The 18,502-nt window shown below is 77.5% G+C and carries 15 protein-coding genes and 1 tRNA gene; 5 read left to right on the top strand and 11 right to left on the bottom strand.

Annotation, left to right across the window (positions count from 1 at the left end; all coding sequences use genetic code 11):
- Positions 1-242: 242 nt before the first annotated feature.
- The 7 genes from ACRYRX_RS08275 to galU all read right to left on the bottom strand — a co-directional run bounded on the left by ACRYRX_RS08275 (position 243) and on the right by galU (position 5,059).
- Positions 243-315, bottom strand: a tRNA-Ala gene (locus ACRYRX_RS08275).
- A gap of 80 nt (positions 316-395) precedes the next feature.
- Positions 396-1,160 carry a hypothetical protein gene (locus tag ACRYRX_RS08280; protein ID WP_432511366.1) on the bottom strand — a complete coding sequence of 255 codons (765 nt, stop codon included), beginning with the start codon at positions 1,158-1,160 and terminating at the stop codon, positions 396-398.
- Positions 1,161-1,241: 81 nt separating this feature from the next.
- A complete protein-coding gene (locus tag ACRYRX_RS08285; RefSeq protein WP_432511367.1) occupies positions 1,242-1,841 on the bottom strand; it encodes a GNAT family N-acetyltransferase in 600 nt (199 codons plus the stop codon).
- Positions 1,838-2,353 (bottom strand): MogA/MoaB family molybdenum cofactor biosynthesis protein, encoded by a 516-nt coding sequence (locus ACRYRX_RS08290; RefSeq protein WP_432511368.1) that lies wholly within the window; start codon positions 2,351-2,353, stop codon positions 1,838-1,840. The genes ACRYRX_RS08285 and ACRYRX_RS08290 overlap by 4 nt, the downstream gene beginning before the upstream one ends.
- Positions 2,343-2,831, bottom strand: a complete 489-nt coding sequence (gene moaC, locus ACRYRX_RS08295; protein ID WP_432511369.1) for a cyclic pyranopterin monophosphate synthase MoaC — start codon at positions 2,829-2,831, stop codon at positions 2,343-2,345. The genes ACRYRX_RS08290 and moaC overlap by 11 nt, the downstream gene beginning before the upstream one ends.
- Complete coding sequence (gene glp, locus ACRYRX_RS08300) at positions 2,819-4,087, bottom strand: molybdotransferase-like divisome protein Glp (protein WP_432511370.1); 1,269 nt, start codon at positions 4,085-4,087, stop codon at positions 2,819-2,821. Before glp ends, moaC begins: the two co-directional genes overlap by 13 nt.
- A 39-nt stretch (positions 4,088-4,126) precedes the next feature.
- On the bottom strand, positions 4,127-5,059 hold the full coding sequence (galU, locus tag ACRYRX_RS08305; protein WP_432511371.1) for a UTP--glucose-1-phosphate uridylyltransferase GalU: 933 nt from the start codon (positions 5,057-5,059) through the stop codon (positions 4,127-4,129).
- A 171-nt stretch (positions 5,060-5,230) separates the two neighbouring features.
- Between galU and ACRYRX_RS08310 the strand changes: the two genes are divergently transcribed.
- On the top strand, positions 5,231-5,842 hold the full coding sequence (locus ACRYRX_RS08310) for a 5-formyltetrahydrofolate cyclo-ligase (RefSeq protein ID WP_432511372.1): 612 nt from the start codon (positions 5,231-5,233) through the stop codon (positions 5,840-5,842).
- Between the two features lie 22 nt (positions 5,843-5,864).
- On the opposite strand, the gene ACRYRX_RS08315 is transcribed toward ACRYRX_RS08310, so the two are convergent.
- Positions 5,865-7,310 carry a phytoene desaturase family protein gene (locus ACRYRX_RS08315; protein WP_432511373.1) on the bottom strand — a complete coding sequence of 482 codons (1,446 nt, stop codon included), beginning with the start codon at positions 7,308-7,310 and terminating at the stop codon, positions 5,865-5,867.
- Between the two features lie 33 nt (positions 7,311-7,343).
- Here ACRYRX_RS08315 and ACRYRX_RS08320 point away from each other — a divergent pair, with 33 nt between their 5' ends.
- The 4 genes from ACRYRX_RS08320 (at position 7,344) to ACRYRX_RS08335 (ending at position 12,203) form a co-directional block, all read left to right on the top strand.
- Positions 7,344-8,834, top strand: a complete 1,491-nt coding sequence (locus tag ACRYRX_RS08320; protein ID WP_432511374.1) for a potassium/proton antiporter — start codon at positions 7,344-7,346, stop codon at positions 8,832-8,834.
- 29 nt (positions 8,835-8,863) lie between these two features.
- Positions 8,864-11,020 carry a phosphodiester glycosidase family protein gene (locus tag ACRYRX_RS08325; RefSeq protein ID WP_432511375.1) on the top strand — a complete coding sequence of 719 codons (2,157 nt, stop codon included), beginning with the start codon at positions 8,864-8,866 and terminating at the stop codon, positions 11,018-11,020.
- A gap of 87 nt (positions 11,021-11,107) precedes the next feature.
- The gene (locus tag ACRYRX_RS08330) at positions 11,108-11,449 is read left to right on the top strand and encodes an FmdB family zinc ribbon protein (RefSeq protein WP_432511376.1); all 342 of its coding nucleotides are present in this window, start codon (positions 11,108-11,110) and stop codon (positions 11,447-11,449) included.
- 106 nt (positions 11,450-11,555) lie between these two features.
- Complete coding sequence (locus ACRYRX_RS08335) at positions 11,556-12,203, top strand: SAF domain-containing protein (protein WP_432511377.1); 648 nt, start codon at positions 11,556-11,558, stop codon at positions 12,201-12,203.
- A 17-nt stretch (positions 12,204-12,220) separates the two neighbouring features.
- Here ACRYRX_RS08335 and ACRYRX_RS08340 read toward each other — a convergent pair whose 3' ends face one another.
- From ACRYRX_RS08340 to ACRYRX_RS08350, 3 genes are all read right to left on the bottom strand, one after another.
- The gene (locus ACRYRX_RS08340) at positions 12,221-14,293 is read right to left on the bottom strand and encodes a putative bifunctional diguanylate cyclase/phosphodiesterase (protein WP_432511378.1); all 2,073 of its coding nucleotides are present in this window, start codon (positions 14,291-14,293) and stop codon (positions 12,221-12,223) included.
- Between the two features lie 265 nt (positions 14,294-14,558).
- Positions 14,559-14,708 (bottom strand): hypothetical protein, encoded by a 150-nt coding sequence (locus tag ACRYRX_RS08345; RefSeq protein WP_432511380.1) that lies wholly within the window; start codon positions 14,706-14,708, stop codon positions 14,559-14,561.
- Positions 14,705-18,496 carry a hypothetical protein gene (locus ACRYRX_RS08350; RefSeq protein WP_432511381.1) on the bottom strand — a complete coding sequence of 1,264 codons (3,792 nt, stop codon included), beginning with the start codon at positions 18,494-18,496 and terminating at the stop codon, positions 14,705-14,707. The genes ACRYRX_RS08345 and ACRYRX_RS08350 overlap by 4 nt, the downstream gene beginning before the upstream one ends.
- Positions 18,497-18,502: the final 6 nt, after the last annotated feature.

Raw genomic sequence — 18,502 nt, forward strand, 5'->3', positions numbered from 1 at the left:
CCTGATGGACACCCACGACGGTGTGGGCTGCCAGTGATCCGTCCGGATGACCCCGATCGGGCCGAACGCCGCTACGGAAGGTGGTCTGGCACGACGCATCGTAGCTGGGGGTCACCCGTTCGCCGCAAGTCCCTCACAGGATGTGCATGCGGCGCAACGACATGCGCAGATCCCCGCTCCGCGCCGGGCACGCGAAAAGGCCCCCACCGGAACCCGGTGGGGGCCTTCGACGATCTCCTGGGTGGAGCTGAGGGGATTCGAACCCCTGACCCCCTCGTTGCGAACGAGGTGCGCTACCAGCTGCGCCACAGCCCCTTGCCCATCACCCCGATCACTCGCGGCGACGAGAAGAGGTTACCAGCCCCGGAGCGGACCGGTGACCAGGGGGGCGAGGACTACTCCCCCACGGCCCGCACGTGCTCGCGCAGGTCGATCACCAGCGTCTCGCGCTCCCCGGCGGGAGCCTGCCCGGCGGACTGCGCCGCCAGCGCCGGGGACACCGGGTCCCACGTCCGGGCCCGGTCCTTGAGCAGGTAGGTCGGCAGCGGCACCGGCACCGGCTCCCAGCCGTCGTCCCCGGCCAGCGGCGACGGGCGCTCGTCGCGCTGCACCGGGACCCGCACCCGGGCCGCCGGACGCGCCGCCGGCAGGACCACCGGCCCCGTGCGCACCTGCGCCCGGCGCTGCGGGGCGCTCGCGCCGTGCCGGCTCAGGGCCGCCAGGACGAGCATCAGCGCCACCGTCGGCACCGCCCCGGCCCACCAGGCCGACAGCCCGGTCAGGACGACCCCCCAGCCCAGACCGGTCGCGATCCCGGCCGCGGCCAGCACCCGGCGACGGCGGGTGACCACCCGGGACACCCCGGCCCGCGACCGCTCGCGCACCGCGACCGGCGAGGACGACACCGCCGCCACCGGCTCGGCACCCGGGCCGAGCACCGGCCGGGACGAGGCGCCCACCGCGACGGCGTTCGCCGCGGCCGCGGCCAGGGCCTGGCCGACCGGCGCGGCCCCGCGCCGCACGACGACCCGCATGGCCTGCGAGTCGCGGTCGGCCTGCCGCGCCTCGGCCGTCCGCCGGTGCCTGCGGATCGCGTTCGGCACGAGGTAGGCGGCCCACAAGGCGATGATGACGAGGAAGATCAGGCTGCTGGCGGGCACGGAACGCAACGCTAGGGCGCACACCCGGCGAGGACGTGCAACCCCGGGGCGTGTCGCGCCGCGCAGATCGTCACACCCGTCTCAGCGGGCGCGCTGGGAGGCCCGGTACCGCGCCAGCAGCCCCTCGGGCACCTCACCGGCGGTCACCGCGAACGTGCGGTGGTCGCGCCAGGCGCCGTCGATGTGCAGGTACGCCCGGCGCAACCCCTCGTCGCGCATCCCGAGCTTCTCCGCGACCCGCAGCGACGCCGCGTTCTCCGGCCGGATGTTGATCTCGACCCGGTGCAGCCGAAGGGTTCCGAAGCAGTGGTCGGTCACCAGGGCCAGCGCCGTCGGGATGGTCCCGCGCCCGGCGACCCGCTGGTCGATCCAGTACCCCACGTGCGCCGAGCGCAGCGAACCCCAGGTGATCCCGGACACGGTGATCTGACCGACGAGGTTCCCGTCGAGCTCCACGACGAACGGCAGCATCCGTCCCGCCCGCGCCTCGCGCGCGAAACCCCGGACCATCTGCGGGAAGCTCGGCGCCGGGCCGCTGCCCTCGGGCGAGGTCGCCTCCCACGGCCGCAGCCACGAGGCGTTCGCCGCGCGCACCGCACGCCACGCCGTGGCGTCGCGACGGCGCAGCGGACGCAACCGCACCGGGCCGTCGCGCAGCTCGACCGGCCAGCCGGCGCTCACGGGCGGCCCGCCCCGGACGCGTCGGCGCGCACGTGGTCCCCGCCGCGGATCTGGTCGACCGCGTGCCCCAGGAACCCCGCGAGCACACCCACGCCGTCGCGCGCGCCGCCGGAGGACCCCGGCAGGTTCACCACGAACGTGCGGCCCGCCACCCCCGCCACCCCCCGCGACAGCACGGCCGTGGGGACACCGGCGGCCACACCGGCGGCGCGCACCGCCTCCGCCACCCCGGGGACCTCGTGGTCGAGCACCGCCCGGGTGCGCTCGGGCGTCAGGTCCAGCGGGCTCAGCCCCGTGCCGCCGTTGGTCACCACGACGTCGTACCCGGCGGCGACGGCGTCGCGCAACGCCTCCTCGACCGGGTCCCCGTCCGGGACGACGACGGGGCCGTCGACGCGGAAACCCATGTCCCGCAACCCCTGCACCACGATCGGGCCGGAGGTGTCGGCGTAGACGCCCGCCGAGGCGCGGTTGGAGACCGTCACCACGAGCGCGCTGCGGTCAGGACTCATCGACGGTCCAGTCCCCCGAGCGCCCACCGCTCTTGGCCGTCACGCGCACCCCGTCCAGGACGGTGCGCCGGTCGACGGCCTTGACCATGTCGACGAACGTCAGCCCCGCGACGACGACGCAGGTCAGCGCCTCCATCTCGATGCCCGTCCGGTCGGCCGTGCGGACGGCGGCGGTGATGTGGACCCCGGTGAGCTCGGGCGTGGAGACGGGCGTGATGTCGACCTCGACGGCGTGCACCGCCACAGGATGCGCCAGCGGGACCAGGTCCGGGGTGCGTTTGGCCGCCTGCAGCCCGGCGATCCGCGCGACGGCGAGCGCGTCGCCCTTGGGCAGGTCCCCGTCGGCGATCAGGTCGAGCACCGCGGCGGAGCAGCGGACGTACCCCTCGGCGCGCGCCTCGCGGGCGGTGACGGGTTTGGCCGAGACGTCCACCACCCGCGCCTTGCCGGCCTGGTCCAGGTGCGTCAGGCGGTCCACTGGTCCCCCACGGGCAGCGGCCCCAGCAGCAGGCACTCGACCTCGTCGCCGGGTTCGACGACGGACACCCCGACGGGCACGACCACCAGGCAGGTGGCGCGCGCGAGCGCCGTCACCAGGTGCGAGCCGTGGCCGGAGACGGGCTCGACGACGAGGCGGCCCTCCCCGTCGCGGGTCCAGGCGGCGCGGACGTACTGCTCCTTGCCCGGCGGGGACGTCCAGCGCGCCCCCGCGAGGGCGCGCACGCGGGGCCGGTCGGGGTCGGGTCCCTCGTCGCCGAGCATGCGCCGCAGCGCGGGGCGGACGAAGACCTCGAAGGAGACGAAGGTGCTGACCGGGTTCCCGGGCAGGGTGAACACGGGGACGCCCTGCTCGCCGAGGGTCCCGCAGCCCTGCGGCATCCCCGGCTGCATGGCGACCCGGTCGAAGGTGACGCTGTGCTGCCCGGGGGCGGACAGGACCTCCTTGACGGTGTCGTAGGCGCCTTCGCTGACCCCGCCGGAGGTGATGACGACGTCGGCCCGCACGAGCTGGTCGTCCAGGACGGCGGCGAGCTCGCGGGCGTCGTCGGCGACGACCCCGACGCGGTAGCCGAGGGCGCCGACGTCCTCGACGGCCGCGGTGAGCAGGTAGCCGTTGGCGTCGTGCAGCTGACCGCGGGCGAGGGCGGCACCGGGTTCGACGACCTCGGTGCCGGTGGAGACGACGACGACGCGCGGGCGGGGGCGGACCCGGACGCGGGCGCGGCCGATCGCGGCGAGCACGCCGACGTGGCGGGGTTCGAGGCGGGTGCCGGCCTCCAGGACGACGGTGCCGCCCTCGACGTCCTCGCCGGCGCGGCGGACGTGCTGGCCCTCGGAGGGGGCCTTGCGGACGGTGACGTGGGTGACGCCGCGGTCGGTCCACTCGACGGGGACGACGGCCTCGGTCCCGGGGGGGATCGGGGCGCCGGTCATGATGCGGACGGTCGTGCCGCCGACCAGGCGGAGGGTGTCGGCCCGGCCGGCGGCGACGTCCCCGACGACGGGCAGCCCGACGGGGTGGTCCTCGCTGGCGCCCTCGACGTCGCGCAGCCGCACCGCGTACCCGTCCATCGCCGAGTTGTCGAAGGCGGGCAGCGGTCGCGGGCTGACGACGTCCTCGGCCAGCACGCAGCCGAGGGCGTCGCGCAGCGCGAGGTCCAGCGGCGGCAGCGGCCGCACCAGGTCCAGGCAGGACTGCCGGTGGGCCGCCACCGTGGTCAGGGTCTCGCTCACATCTGGCTCACACCGACGGGGCTCACGGTCCCCAGGTTGTCACGCCCGGTCGGGGGCACCCGCACCCGACGCCACGTACTCGCCCAGCCACTCGCGCAGCTCGGCCCCGATGTCCTCGCGCTCGCTGGCGAGGCGGACGACGGCCTTGATGTAGTCGAGCTTGTCGCCGGTGTCGTAGCGGCGGCCGCGGAAGACGACGCCGTGGACGCCGTAGCCGGGGCCCTCGCCCTGGGCGAGGACCTGCAGGGCGTCGGTGAGCTGGATCTCCCCGCCCTTGCCGGGAGGGGTGTCGCGCAGCACCGCGAAGACCGCCGGGTCGAGCAGGTACCGGCCGATGATGGCCAGGTTGCTGGGGGCCTCCTCGGTCTTGGGCTTCTCCACGAGCCCGGAGACCTTCACGACGTCGGCCTGGCCGGTGGGCTCGGCCACGGCGCAGCCGTACAGGTGGATCTGGTCGCGGGGGACCTCCATGAAGGCCACGACGCTGCCGCCGTGCTCCTCGCGGACCTTGATCATGGTGTCCAGCAGCGGGTCTCGGGAGTCGACGATGTCGTCCCCGAGCAGCACCACGAACGGCTCGTCGCCGACGTGCTGCTCGGCCACGGCCACGGCGTGCCCCAGGCCCTTGGGGTCGCCCTGGCGGACGTAGTGGACCTGGGCCAGGTCGGTGGACTCCTGGACGCGGGCCAGCTTGGCCTGGTCGCCCTTCTTCTCCAGCCCCACCTCCAGCTCGACGTTGCGGTCGAAGTGGTCCTCCAGGGAGCGCTTGTTGCGCCCGGTGATCATCAGGACGTCGGTGAGCCCGGCGCGGACGGCCTCCTCGACGATGTACTGGATGGCCGGGGTGTCGACCACCGGCAGCATCTCCTTGGGCATCGCCTTGGTGGCCGGCAGGAAGCGGGTCCCCTGCCCGGCGGCGGGGATCACGGCCTTGCGCACCGTGCGGCCGGGACGCTCGTCGCGTTCAGTCATGGGGCGGAGGCTACCGCCCGTCCCGGGGCGGACACTGGGTGCAGTCGCTGTGGGCCGTCGGTGAGGACTCGCGCCCCCTTCCCGAACCCGGCGGGAAGGGGCAGACTCGGAGGACCACCGTTCCGCGCCCGAAAACCTCGCCAGCGCGGTCGGCGAGAACCAGGAGCCGCCGTGCCCACCCGAGACAGCGCCGTCGACACCCTCACCGTCCACGCGGACGTCCTCGCCGTCGAGGCGCACAAGCGGGCCCTGCGCCGCGGGATCCGCGAACGGCGCCGGGCCCGCGGCGCCGAGACGGCCGCCGACGTGGACGCGGGGATCGCGCGCGTCCTGCTGGGCTGCCCGCTGCTGGCCGGGGCGCACCGGGTCGCGGCGTACACCTCCCGGCCCGACGAGCCCGGCACCCGGGGCCTGCTGGCCGAGCTGCGCCGGCACGACGTCGAGGTGCTGCTGCCGGTGCTGCTGGAGGACTCCGACCTGGACTGGGAGGTCCGGCCGGCCCGTCCCGCCGCGCCGGGGCACCTGGGCGTGCACGCCATCGCCTCGGCCGACCTGGTCCTCATCCCGGCCCTGGCCGTCGACACCGCCGGCCGCCGGCTCGGGCAGGGCGGCGGCAGCTACGACCGCGCGCTGCGGCGGGTGCCGGCCCGGGTCCCGGTGCTGGCCGTCGTCCACGACGAGGAACTGCTGGACGCGGCGGTCAGCCCGCTGCCGACGCTGCCGCACGACCGGCTCGTGCAGGCCGTGGTGACCCCCACGCGCTGGCTCTGGCTGGCCGCCTGACCCCGGCGCTCCCCCGCGCGGCTCAGCGGGGCCGGGTGCGGCGGGTGCGGGCGAGGTCGCGCAGGGCCAGCGTCGCGGCGTGGAACCCGCACATGCCGTGCACGCCGCCGCCGGGCGGGGTCGCGGCCGAGCACAGGTACGTGCCGGGCCGCGGCACGCGGTACGGCGACAGGCCCGCCACCGGCCGGAAGAGCTGCTGGCGCAGGGTGAGCGCTCCCCCGCCGACGTCCCCGCCGACGAGGTTGGCGTTCTGCTGCTCCAGCCGGCGCGGGGAGGTCTCCACCCGCGCCAGGACGCGGTCGCGGAAACCGGGGGCGAACCGCTCCAGCTGCGCGTCCACCCGGGCCCCGGTGCCGGGGTCGTCCGAGCCCTGCGGGGTGTGCGCGTACGCCCACACGACCCGCTGCCCGTCCGGGGCGCGCCCGGGGTCGGCGGCGTCCTGCTGGGCCACCAGCACGAACGGCCGCTCGGGGTGGCGGCCGGCGACGACGTCGGCCTCGGCCGCCGCGACCTCCCGGGCGGTGCCCCCGACGTGGACCGTGACGGCCTGCGCCAGCCGCGCGTCCCGCCACGGGACGGGGCCGTCGAGCAGGTAGTCGACCTTGTGCGCGCCCGGGCCGTACCTCCAGCGGCGCAGCGCCCGCGCGTACGGCGCGGGCAGCTCGTCACCGGCCAGCCGCAGCAGCTGCCGGGGCGTGAGGTCCAGCAGCGTCACGTCGGCCGGGGGCAGGTCGGCCAGCGCGGCGACCCGGTGGCCGGTCTCCACCCGTCCGCCGTGCTCGCGCAGGACCGCGTGCAGCGCGCCGGTGATCGCTCCCGAGCCGCCCTGCGGGACGGGCCAGCCCGTCGCGTGCGCCGCCGCCCCGAACAGCACCCCGAACGCGGCCGTCAGCAGCTGCCCGTGCGGTTGTAGGGCGTGCGCGGCCATCCCCGCGAACAGCGCCCGCGCCGGTTCGTCCCGGAACACCGCGCGCGCGAAGGGCGCCGCCGGCCAGGCCGCCCGCGCCCCGAACGCCGCCAGGGTCAGCGGTGAGGACGGCACCCGCAGCAGCGGGCCGAGGACGTCGGGCACCAGCTGCTCCCACCGGTCCACCGGGCCGGCGAACAGGGCGTGCCAGGCCCGCCCGTCGCGGCCCAGGGCGTCGGCCGCCTCGTCCAGGTCGTGCGGCAGGACCGCGGAGGGGCCGTCGTCGAGGGCGTGCCCCAGCGGGAACCGGCCGTGCCGCCACCGCAGCCCGTGCCGCTCCAGCGGCAGGTCGCGCAGGAAGGGGCTGGCGACGGCGAACGGGTGGACGGCCGAGCCGACGTCGCTGACCACCCCGGGGCCGAGGAGCTCGACGTCGACGCAGGCGCCCCCGACGCGCTCGCTCGCCTCCAGGACGGTGACGTCGAGCCCGGCGCGGGCCAGGACCACCGCCGCGGACAGGCCGTTGGGTCCGGAACCGACGACGATCGCGTTGCCTCGCACGTGGGCACCGTAGTCGCCGCGCTACGGTGCGGCATGACCCTGGAGGAGTTCAGCCGCGTCCTGCTGCTCTGCTCCGGGGTGCTGCTGCTGGCCGTCCTCGCGGTCCGCCTCTCGGCCCGCACAGGGCTGCCCTCGCTGCTGCTGTACCTCGCCCTGGGTCTGGTGCTGGGCGAGGGGGGCCTGGGGATCCCGTTCGACGACGCCGGGATCGCGCAGGTCCTGGGGTACGGGGCCCTGGTCCTCATCCTCGCCGAGGGCGGGCTGACGACCCGGTGGGACGCCGTCCGCGGCGTCCTGACCCCGGCGGCGGTGCTGGCGACCGTGGGCACCGCCGTCTCGATCGGGGTGGTCGGCGCCGGCGCGCACCTGCTGCTGCACACGTCGTGGCCGGTGTCCTTCCTCATCGGCGCCGTCGTCTCCTCCACCGACGCCGCCGCCGTGTTCTCGGTGCTGCGCTCGGTGCCGCTGCCGGGCCGGCTGTCGGGGCTGCTGGAAGCGGAGTCCGGGCTCAACGACGCCCCCGTCGTCATCGCCGTCCTGGCCCTGACCGACGTGGCCGCCGGGCACTCCGACCACGCCTGGTGGTTCTACGCCGGCGAGGCCGCCCTGGAGCTCGCGCTCGGCACCGTCGTCGGGGTGGGCATCGGGGCCGCCGGGGCGTTCCTGTTGCGGCGCAGTGCGTTGCCCAGCTCCGGGTTGTACCCGGTGGCCGTGCTCGCGCTGGCCGTGGGGGCCTTCGCCGTGGCCGACGTCCTGCACGCCTCGGGGTTCCTGGCGACGTACCTGTGCGCCCTGGTGCTGGGCAACGCGCGGCTGCCGCACCGGCACGCGACCCGGGGTTTCGCCGAGGCGTCCGGGTGGCTGGCTCAGATCGGGTTGTTCGTCATGCTCGGGCTGCTGGCGAGCCCGGCGCGGCTGCCGTCGGCGCTGCTGGACGCGCTGCTGGTCGGGCTGGTCCTGACGCTGTTCGCCCGGCCGGCCTCGGTGCTCGTGTCGCTGGCCGGTTTCCGGCTGCCGCGCGCCGACCTGGCGTTCCTGTCCTGGGCGGGGTTGCGCGGCGCGGTGCCCGTGGTGCTGGCGACGGTGCCGGTCGTCGCGGGGATCAGCGGGTCGCAACGGCTGTTCGACCTGGTGCTCGTGCTCGTCGTGGTGTTCACGCTCGTGCAGGCGCCCGCGCTGGCGCCGCTGGCCCGGCGGCTGGGGCTCATCAGCTCCGCCCCCACGCAGGACCTCGACGTGGAGGTCTCACCGCTGGGGACGCTGTCGGCCGACGTGCTGCGGGTGCGGGTGAGCGCGGGGTCGCGGCTGCACGGGGTGGAGGTGTTCGAGCTGCGGCTGCCCCGCGGCGCCAACGTGAGCCTCGTGGCGCGGGACGGGTCGACGTTCGTGCCGCAGCCGCGGACGGTGCTGCGCCGCGGGGACGACCTGCTGGTGGTGACGTCCACCGCCGAGCGCCGGGCCGTGGAGGAACGTCTGCAGGCGATCAGCCGGGACGGCAAGCTCGCCGGGTGGCGCGACGCCTGACGCCCCACCCCGGCGGTTACGTTGAGTAGATGGTTCGTCGTCGCACCGTGCTCGCCGTGGCTGCCGCCTCGGCCGCCGGGCTCACCGTCCGCCCCGCCGCCGCCCAGACCGGACCCACCACCGCCGGCGCCGAGGTCGTCGCCCCCGGCGTCACCCTCGAGCGCAGCACCGGACCCGGCCCCGTCCGGCAGGCCCTCCTGCGGCTGGCGGCCGGGTCCACCACCCGGCCCGTCCTGCTCCAGCACGACCTGAGTTCCCCGCGGACCCCGGCCGACCTCGCCGCCGCCGGCGGCGCCGTCGCCGCCGTCAACGGCGACTTCTACGACATCGACCGCACCGGCACCCCCGACGGGCCCGTCGTCCTGGCCGGCCGGCCGCTCAAGGCCGCCGCCGACCCGCAGGGCGCCGTCGGCATCAGCCCCGGCCCCACCGGCACCACCGGCCGGGTCGGCCCCGTGCAGCTCGACGGCACCGTCACCCTCGGCGGGCGCACCCACCGGCTCGCCGCGCTCGCCACCCGCACCGTCGCCCCCGACACCCTCGCCCTGTTCCCGCCGGCCTGGGGCGCCGGGGACCGGTCGCTGACCACGGCCGCCGGCGTCGAGGTCGAGGTCCGGGCCGGCGCCGTCACCGCCGTCCGCGCCCCCGGCCCCACCCCCGTGCCCGCCGACGGGTTCGTCCTGGTCGGCACCGGGACCCTCGTCCCGGAGCTGACCGCGCTCGCGGTCGGGACGGCCGTCACCAGCGACGTGCGGGTGCGGGTGGACGCCCTGCCCCCCGGGTCCACCGGGTTCGCCGTCGGCGCCCGGCTCGAGCTCGTCCGCGACGGCGCGCCCGCCCCCTTCGACACCACCGACCCCACCTGGGCCGCGCTGCGGGCCCGCACCGCGATCGGCTGGACCGCCGGTGGGGACCTGCTGCTGCTGACCGTCGAGGGCGGCACGGCCACCTCGATCGGGGTCACCGCCGCCGACACCGCCCGGCGGATGCTCGACGCCGGGGCCGTGGGCGCGGTGATGCTCGACGGCGGCGGGTCCGCGCAGCTCGTCGCCCGCCGCCCCGGCGACGCGGGCGTCAGCGAGGTCGTCGTCCCCTCCGACGGCGCCGCCCGGCCCGTGGCGCACGCGGTCGGGCTGGTGCCCGCGGGCGCCGGACCGGAGGCGACGGCCGTGGTGCTGCGACCCGAACTCGGTGCGGCGCAGGTGTTCCCGGGGCTACCCCAGGCGGTGCGGGTGGTGCCGGTGACCGCGTCGGGAGCCCCGACGGCGGGCACGCCGGTGCTCACCTCGACGGACCCGGGGGTGCTGGCCGTCCAGACCTCGGGGCGGGTGCTGGTCCGCGGGGTGACCCCGGGCCGGGCTGCGGTCCAGGCCCAGCTGGGGCCGGCCGCCGGCCGCCTCGACGTCGAGGTCCTCGGCCCGCCGGTGCGGTTCGGCCTCGACGCGCCGCCCGTGCTGGCGGGGGCGGGCGCGTCGCTGGACGTGACGGTCACCGGCCACGACGCCGCGGGCCGCTCGGCGCCCGTGGACGCCGCCGACGTGCGGGTCGACGTGGACGCCGCGCTGCTGCGGGCCGGGCCGCTGCCGGACGGGCGGCTGCGGCTGACGGCGGTGGCCGCCGGGCCGGTGCCGGTGGCGGTGGGGCTGACGGCGGCGGGCGTCACGTCCTCGGTGGAGGCCGCGATCGGGGCGCAGCCGGTGCTGCTGGACCGGCTGGGCGACCCCGCGGGGTGGACGGTGGCCGCGACGCGGGCGACCGCGTCGCTGACCCTCGCGCCGGGGCCGGCGCTGCGGCTGGTCTACGACTTCACCGGTCAGCCCGCCGGGACGTCCACCGCGGCGCTCGTGGCGCGCACGCCGGTGCTGCTGCCCAGCGGCAGCACGGCGGTGGCGCTGCGGGTGCGCGGGGACGGCGCGGGCGGCTGGCTGCGCGGCGTGCTGCGGGTGGACGGGGCGGCCCGTCCGGTGACGTTCGCCGCCCGGGTGGACTTCACCGACGTGCGGCGGCTGGAGGTGCCCGTCCCGGCCGACGCGCGGGAGGTCGCGCTGGAGCGGGTGCACCTGGCGCAGACGCAGGTCGCGGCGCGGCGGGCGGGGGCGATCGAGGTGGCGCAGCTGGAGGCGTCCGTCCCGCCGCTGCGGTCGCGGGCCGTCCGGGTGGACCGGTACCTGCGCGGGGTGCGCTGAGCCGGTACCGGATCGGCGCACTCCGAGTACCATTGGCACTCGACCGACCCGAGTGCCAGTGGGGTCCCAGGAGCCAACGGAGAACGCGTGCCCACCTACGCCTACAGCTGCCAGTCGTGCGGACACTCCTTCGAGGTCCGCCAGTCCTTCAGCGACGACGCCCTGACGGTCTGCCCGGAGTGCTCGGGCCAGCTGCGGAAGCTGTTCAACAACGTCGGCATCGTCTTCAAGGGGTCCGGCTTCTACCGCAACGACTCCCGCGGGTCGTCGGGCTCGTCGGACGGCTCCGGCGGGTCCGGCACCTCGGCGCCGGCCAAGGAGTCCGCCTCGTCGACCTCGGCCTCCTCGTCGGCGTCGTCGTCCTCGTCGGCGTCCTCCTCGTCGACCTCCTCGTCGTCCTCGACCAGCGGGACCAGCTCCGCCGCCTGACCGGCGGGGTCACCGCCGTCTCCACAGGCCGCCTCGGGACGCCCGTCGTCCCCAGGCGGCCTGTCGCGTCCACGGCCCGCGGCCCGGGCGCACCTAGCGTCCGGGCATGCCCGTCCTGTCGAGCCCCGTCCCCCTCGGCCCCGGCGACCGCCGCCGGCGCCGGCTGATCCGCCGCTGGCTGTGCGCCGGGCTGGTCGCCGCCGCCGGCGGCGTCACGGTGGCCACGCTCGCGCCGCCGGCCCCGCAGCTGCGGGCGGTCCCGGTGGCCGCCCGGGACCTGCCCACCGGTGCCGTCCTGACGAGCACGGACGTCACGACGGCGCAGCTGCAGGACCGGACCGTCCCCGACGGGGTGCTCACGCAGGTCCAGGGCGCCGTGCTGGCCTCACCGGTCCGCCGCGGTGAGGTGCTGACCGACGCGCGCACCACGACCGGGCCCCTGCTGGCCGGGCAGCCACCGGGGACGGTCGCCGCGGGCGTCGACGTGGGCGACCCCGCGCTGCTGCAGACGCTCGCGCCCGGGGTCCGGGTCGACGTGCTGGCCCGGACGCAGGACCCGGTGACGGGGGCCGCGACCGGCGCCGAGCGCATCGCCGCCGACGTCGTGGTGCTGCGGCTGCCCGCGGTGACCGACCCGGTGCTGCCGGGCGGCGACGCGCGGTCGACGACGTCGGTGCTGGTGGCCGTCGACGCCGCCACCGCCGCGCGGCTGGCCGCCGCGGCCGGGCGGACCGTCCTGACGGTGCGCTCGTGAGCGCGGGCGCGCGGCCCTCACTCCCCGACCGCGAGCGCCACCCCGGGGGCGCGGACCTGGCGGCGCAGCAGGTCCCGGACCGCGGTGGCCGACACGGGGTCGCCGACGTGCTCGCCCTGCACGACGTCGCACCCGAGGTCGGCCAGGGCCCGCTGGGTGGCGGCGTCGGCCACGCCCTCGGCGACGACCCGCAGCCCGAGGTCGCGGGCCATGTGCACGGTCGAACGGACGATGACGGCGCGGGCGCGGTCCCCGGTCATCCCCGTCACGAAGCTGCGGTCGACCTTCAGCTCGTCGACCTCGAGGTCGGTGAGGTACGTCAGCGAGCACTGCCCGGTGCCGTAGTCGTCGACGGCGACCCCGCACCCCAGGGCCCGCAGGCGGCGGACGACGACCCCGGCGCGCTCGGGGTCGGAGACGATGCCCGTCTCGGTGACCTCCAGGACCAGGACCGAGGCGTCCAGGCCGTGCCGGTGCAGGGCCTCGGCGACCAGGACCGGCAGGTCGTGGTCGGTCAGCAGCCGCGCGGAGAGGTTGACCGAGACGGTGCCGGTGAACCCCTCCGCCCGCCAGCGCGCGGCCGCGGCGAGGGCCTGGTCGAGGACCAGCGCGGTCACCCCCGCGATGAGGCCGGACTGCTCGGCGAGCGGGATGAACCGGTCGGGGGCGACGGAGCCGAGCTCGGGGTGCTGCCAGCGGGCCAGGGCCTCGGCGCCCACGACGAGCCCGGTGCGCGGGTCGACCTGCGGCTGGTACCGGACGTACAGCTCACCGCGCTCGACGGCGTGGCCGAGGTCGCCGAGCAGCTGCAGCCGCTCGATGCTGTTGACGTCGCGGCGGCCGGCGTAGGTGCAGGCCCGGCCCCGGACCTCCTTGGCCTGGTACAGGGCGACGTCGGCGCTCTTGAGCAGCGACGGGGCGCTCGTGCCGTGCTCGGGGGCCAGCGCCACCCCGACGCTGGCGGGCAGCAGGACCTGCAGCTCCCCGACCCGCAGGGGCCGGGACATCTCCTCCACGACGGCCAGCGCGAGCCCCTCGGCCTCCAGGCCGTCGGCCACGAGGAGGCCGAACTCGTCGCCGCCGAGGCGGGCGACGACGGCGTGCGCGGGGGCCTGGGCCACGAGCCGTTCGGCGACCTCGCGCAGCAGCGCGTCGCCGACGGGGTGCCCGAGGGTGTCGTTGACGTCCTTGAAGTGGTCGAGGTCGACGACCAGCAGCCCCGGGCCGGAGCCCGGGCCGGCCGCGCGCAGCGCGCGGGCGGTGGCTCCCAGCAGCGCGTCCCGGTTGGGCAGGCCCGTGAGGTCGTCGACCATGGCGCGCCGCTCGTGGCGCCGGGCGATCGCCGCGCTGACGAGCATCACCCCGAGCGGGACGCACACCAGGAGCAGCAGCCACGCCCCGCCCTCGGCGCTGACGACGACCACGGGGGCCGAGGCGACGACGGCCAGCGTCAGCAGCACCCCGGACGCCGACCCGGTCCGGACCAGCCGGCGGGGGGTGCGGTCGACGACCGGCCGGGCGGCCAGGTCGGCGCACCACTGGGCCAGCAGTCCGGCCGCGCCGGCGGCCAGGACGGCGGGCCACTGGCCCGGGTCGCGCAGGACGGGCCCGGCCGCGTGCGGACCCCCGAGCAGGGCGTCGAGGACGGTGCTGCAGACGAGGACGCCGACGACGGACACCCCGGCCCCCACGACCGCCGTCCGGGGCCCGGCGCCGCGGCGGGTCTGGCGCACCAGGGCGGGCAGGGCCCGCACGAGCAGCGCCAGGGACACCGGACCGAGCGCGACGAGCGCGACGAGGAACCCCCAGGAGACGGGCAGGGCCTCCCCCCGGCCGCCGGTGCGGGAGGTCACCGGCCGGGACTCGGCGACGAGCACGACCAGCGCGAGCACGGAGACGAAGGCGGAGACGTCCCAGGGGACGGAGCCGGCGAGGGCGACGACCACGGCCGCCGCCAGGACGGCGGTGGCCACCGCGACGGCGGCCACGTCGAGCAGGACGGGGACGGTGCTGCGACGCCGCCGGGTGCGGGCGGCGACCGGCGGGACGAGGAACGCGGTCGCCGAGCGCGGGGCCGTCGAGCTGCGCATCCTCCACCTTCCGCCGCCGTGCCGGGGGACCGTCCACGGGACCTCCCGCGCGTCCCCCCACCGGGGGACACCGGTCGAGGTTCCGGGCCCATCATGGGGGTGATCGGGGCGGGGCAGAAGCTCTGCGCCTCATCGATTTACGGTGCGACGGCCAAGTATCGACCGAGAGTGAGAGGGCTCTCACGGCCAGTCAGGAACCTATGTCTCAGTGCAACGCAACCGTCACTGAAGGTGCTGATGGTGGTGGACGACGAGGCCCCCGGCGTCAGTCCCAGTGCGGCGGACGCTGCGACAGGTACCACTCGTCGTCGTGACCGGCCCCCGGCCGCTCGCCCCAGCCCTCGTCCCGGTCGTCGGCCGACCGCTCGTCCTCCAGCGGCACCTCGCGCTCGCCGTCCGGCACCCGCGGGCTCACGACGCGTCCGCCCGCGTCACGTCGAGCCGCTCGGCCCGGTCCACCACGCCGTCCACGTCCACCCCGTCCGCCCCGTTCGACCCGTCCGACCCGTCCGACCCGGCCACCGCGTCCTCCCCCGGTCCCTCCCCCGCCCGGCCCGCGCCCGCCGCCGACCCCAGGTCCACGACCCACGGCAGGTCGTGACCGGCGTCGGCGAGCGCGTCGCGCCACAACCCCGCGATCCGGTCCGCCTCGGCGTCGGCGTCGGCGAACACGTCCGCCGTGAGCACCCGCACGTACCGCCACCCCCGCCGCTCCAGCTCCAGGGGACCGTCGACCTCGCGGTCCACCACGTCCGCGCGCGCCCACGACGGCCCGTCGAGCTCGACGACCAGCGCCGGGCCGACCCCCGCCCGCGCGCGCTGGTCGCGCACGACCAGCGCCAGCGCCCGCGACGACCCGACCTCGCACTCGACCGGCAACCCGACCCGCCGGCACGCCGCGGCCAGCGTCCGCACCACCGCGTCGGCGCCCCGGTGGAACGTCACCGCACCGCCCGGCTCCGCGCGCCGCAGGTCGTCCTCCTCCCAGGCCGCGGCCGTGCGCGCCAGCAGGTCCCGGCCGTCGGCCAGCTCCTCCAGCCCGCTGCGGTCGCTCCACCCGGAGTCGTCCAGGACCAGCGTCGTGCGCAGCCGGCTGCGGGTCAGCGCCATCCACGCCTCCGCCCGGCCGGTCGGGACGCCGTCACCGCTGTCCCCCGCCGCCCCCAGCGCCGGGCCGTTCAGCACCGCGTCGGTGACGACCAGGACGTGGTCGCGGCGCTCGCCGGTCCAGCGGACCGGGGTGCCGACCAGCAGGGGTTCGCGGCCCACCGCCAGCGGCAGCCGCTGGTCCAGGACCAGCCGGCGCACCGTGTCGGACAGCAGCTCCGCCCCCGCCGCGTCGGGCACCACGATGCCCAGCGACTCCTCGGGGTGGGCGACCAGCGCCGCGAGCGCCGTGTCCACCACGAGGTCGACGAGCGCGTCGGGGCCCCGCCGGGCCCCCGGCGGGCGGTCGGAGGTGCGGGCCGTCGCCCGGCCGTCGTGCCCCGGGCCGGGCAGCGACGTCTCGGCCACCGGCACCGGGACGGCCGACAGCAGCGTGTCGTCCAGCAGGGCGTGCTGACGGTCCAGCCGCAGCGTCGGCAGCACCGGGTCGAGGTCGGCGTACAGGCTGGCCGAGACCGGGCCCGACACCGCCTGCTCGTCGCGGGCGGTGGCCACGTCCGCCGGGCCGGGCAGGTGCGGGTCGCCGATGACCAGGACCCGGGCGCCCCGGGACAGCGCGGGCAGCGCCGAGGAGGTCGTGGTGGCCTGCGCGCCCAGGACGACCAGCAGGTCGGCCTCCTCGACCTGGTCGGCGAGCCGGGCGACCCCGGCGGTGGACAGCGCCGTCACCGGCAGCAGGTCCGCCTCGCGCCCCGACGTCAGCGACCGGGCGTCGAGCTCGTCGCGCACGGCGGCCGCCCGCACGCGCCGGCGGGCCGCGACGGCCAGCTGCAGCTCGTGCCGGGCCGTGCGCAGCGCGGGCGCCTCACCGGTGCCCACGAGCGGGTCGACCATCGAGATGGCGTCCAGCACCCCGCTCCACCAGGCCGCCTCGACCTCCGAGGGCAGGTGCAGGCTGGACGGGCCCATCCACCGGGCCCGCAGGTCCTCCAGCAGGCCGCTCCACCCGGCCCCCTCGAGGTCGTCGAGCAGCACCGTGCGCCGCGGCAGCGTCTCCAGCGCGGCGGCGTCGGCGGCGAGCGCGCGCAGCAGGGCGCTCAGCTCCGGCAGCTGCACCTCCAGCAGCGACACCGCGCCCAGGTCGGTCCAGGACCGCTCGGGCAGGACCTGCGCCAGCTCGGTCAGCTCGTGCCGCACGGCGCTGACCGCCGCGATGAGGGCGTCGAGGTCGTCGGGCACCACGGGGGCGTTGTCCCGCACCGAGACCCGCTGCCAGCGCAGCCGCTGCGACCGGGCCGACTGCAGCCAGTCGTGCAGCGTGGCCCAGTCCCCGGCGCTGACCTCCGGGCGCAGCAGGGCCCGCGCCTCCCGGCGCAGCCGCCAGCGCCGCAGCCAGCCCTGGCGGACCTCGTGGTCGCGCCGCCACTGCGGGGTGGCGGTCGCGGCGGCCACATCCCCCAGGGACTGGGCGAACACGTCGGTGCCGAAGCGGCCGATGGTGGTGCGGACCCCGTCGAGCAGGTCGGTGCGGTCGACGGCCTCGGCGACCGAGGCCGCGCCCCGCAGCCCGGCGGCGTCGCAGACGGTGGCCAGCAGGGCCCGCACGGCGGGCAGGCGCTCGCCGATGAGCTCCTCGACGCGGGTCAGCGCCCGCCGGGCGTCCTCGTCGGTGCGCAGCGAGGCCCCGGCCCAGGGGGTCGTGCCGGGGGCGACGTCGAAGGCGCCGAGGTCGACGGCCTCGACGAGCACCTGCGACCAGCGGTCGACGTCGGCGCGCGAGCACGCCGACAGCTGCTCGCCCCGCAGCCGGCGGCTCGTCGTCGGCGGCAGCGGGCGCTCGGCCAGCGCGAGCAGCGCCTCCATCGCCTCGGCCGCGCTGACGCCCCACGGCTCGCGGGGCCGGTGCAGGGCGCGGGCGTGCTCGTCCAGGGCGGTGGCGGGGCCGGTCACGTCGGGGTCGGCGGGCGGGGTGTGGTGGGCGTCGCGGCGCGCGGCCACCTCCCGGCGCGCGGCCTCCCGCTGCTGCCCCGCGTCGTCGGCGGAGGTGTCCAGGTCGGCCACCAGGTGCAGCATGAGGCGACCGAAACCGTTGTCCCGCAGACGTTCGTCGACGGCGCGACGTTCGGCGGCGGAGTCGGCGACGAGCAGGACGCGCCGTCCCGCGGCGACCTCGGAGGCGATGACGGCCGCCGCGACCTGCGTGGCCCCGGTGCCGGTGGGGGCGTGCAGGCGCACGTCCCGGCCGGCCAGCACGGTCTCCACGGCCCGCCGCTGGGCGGGGTCCAGGGAGAACCCCTCGGTGACGGCCACGCCCGGGGCCGTCCCCGGCGCCGCCGGCCGGCCCGCGGCCAGCGCCGCCACGACCCGGTGGTCGCGCACGAGGCCCCCGCGGCGGCGCAGGTCGGCGAGCAGGTCCGCGGCCGGGTCGGCGAACGTCGCCAGCAGCAGCCGCCGCTCGACGCGCAGGCCGCGCGTGCCGGCGAGCTGGCGGCGCAGCTCGTCCATGGCCGGGTTCGGGTCGAAGCCCCAGTGCGCGCCGACGGCCGCCCCGATGCGGTGGGTGTCCAGGTCCACCCCCAGCTCGGTGCGCGCCACCCGCACCAGCACGGGGTTGACGATCACCTGCGGGGCGAGCTGCACGACGAAGTCGTCGAGCGCCTCGGTGGCCGGCGTGAGGGTGCAGCGGCGCAGCAGCACGGGGGTGCGCCGGGGGCTGCGCAGCGGCGGCGGGGCCGCGCCCTCGGCCAGCGTCGCCGCGTCGACCTCCTCGGCCAGCGACCACCCGGCGATGCCGACGGCCACGGCCAGCGACCGGGTGCCGCGCTGGGCCAGCAGCGCACCGGCGAGCCGGTGGGTCGTGCGCGCGCGGCGGCGCGCCTCGGCGAAGGCACCCGCCTCCCGCACGAGGCTGGACAGCGGTGCGGGGCCACCGGCGAGGAGCTGGGCGAGGCCGGAGGGGTGAGCGGTGGTCAGGTCGAGCACGGCGTCGGTGCCCACCGGGCAGTCCAGCAGCGCGGACGTGCCGCCCAGGGCCTCCGCCTCCGCCCACCAGCGCCGACGCGTCGAGTCGGGACCGGGTGCGGGGGAAGACGTCACGGGACA

It is taken from the genome of Kineococcus lubricus (assembly GCF_050871965.1).
In the GTDB taxonomy this organism is placed as follows: Bacteria; Actinomycetota; Actinomycetes; order Actinomycetales; family Kineococcaceae; genus Kineococcus.